Source organism: Halomonas llamarensis (genome assembly GCF_023555005.1).
Classification (GTDB): domain Bacteria; phylum Pseudomonadota; class Gammaproteobacteria; order Pseudomonadales; family Halomonadaceae; genus Vreelandella; species Vreelandella llamarensis.
This window is the reverse complement of sequence record NZ_JAMJPJ010000077.1, coordinates 1-1,107: the sequence shown is the minus strand read 5'-3', so window position 1 is coordinate 1,107 and position 1,107 is coordinate 1. Positions and strand designations below refer to the sequence as shown.

Genomic DNA, 1,107 nt, shown 5'->3' with positions numbered 1-1,107 from the left:
CAACCGTCACCGGTACTACGACCCGCAGCAAGGGCGGTATATCAGTCAGGATCCGATTGGGTTGAGAGGTGGTACGAACCTTTATGGCTACGTGACCAATCCGACGGGGATGGTGGATCCGCTGGGGCTATTTGGGAGTAGACGGACTTATGGGCTAGGCGGCGGACCTTACAGTCAGTCAAATACGGTGGGAAGGCAGGCGGAAGACCTTGTTACGAGTGTAGAGCCAAATATTGCGGCAGAAACGTTTGGTGGTTTTTTTGGCCAAACTGTATCAACTGGACTTAAGTTTGATTCTGAAGGAAATGCCGCGACAGTAGTGACTGAATGTCAACAGTATGGCTTGGGAGTGTTCAGGGGGGCAGGCACTGGAGGAAACATTGCAGTTAGCTCAACTCCTTTGGAGAACGGGACATCAGAAACTTGGGGACCTTTCGTGCGCGCGGGAGTTGTTAAGGGTGGCGGGGGCTCTATCGACGTCGGAGGCAACTCAATTGCAGGGGCCAGCGGCTGGCTTGGGCCAAGCACTGGCATGGCAGGCGGACTTCAGCACTGTAAAGCCACTACTACGGTCCATGGCAATATAAAAGATGCTCAGGAATACCTAAAAGACTTATTAAGTGGAAATAAAAATGAAGATAATCAATAAAATCCGCATTTGGTCTTTTATTATTTGTTTTTTAAGCGGCGGTATCGCCGTGTACAGCCCTGAAAGCGGAAGCTTCACGGCAATAAAAGCGGTTTTGTTGATAATTTCATTTTTTTTAGCTCCCGTGGCCGTAATCACAACATTTATAGTGCTTATAGACAGTGCTGGTGATGGACTTAATACACTTCAGCGCAAAAAAGACGAAAAAAACAAGAAGAAGCGCCACTAAACTCCGTCTTCAGGCCTCAAGCAATAACCGCAATATGTATACTGTGCCTATTCACTACCCATCAACCCCCCTTATTCACGAGGCAGGCCTGAAAACAAAGAAAGTGGATGGTAATCTCTAAGGTAATCAATATGTTCCGCCAAGAACACGATTCCAAGAGGCCATCCACTATGGGTGAAAGCGTAACGTCCTGGTCGCCGTCCTGCAACGGGTCCGTTCATGTGCAATT

The 1,107-nt window shown here is 48.4% G+C and carries 2 protein-coding genes; both read left to right on the top strand.

From position 1 onward, the window contains the following. On the top strand, positions 1 to 649 hold a 649-nt coding region (locus M8006_RS17600), incomplete at its 5' end, for an RHS repeat-associated core domain-containing protein (RefSeq protein ID WP_250084498.1). Further along, a complete protein-coding gene (locus tag M8006_RS17595; protein WP_250084496.1) occupies positions 633 to 878 on the top strand; it encodes a hypothetical protein in 246 nt (81 codons plus the stop codon). The genes M8006_RS17600 and M8006_RS17595, both read left to right, overlap by 17 nt. The last annotated feature ends 229 nt before the right edge of the window (positions 879 to 1,107 follow it).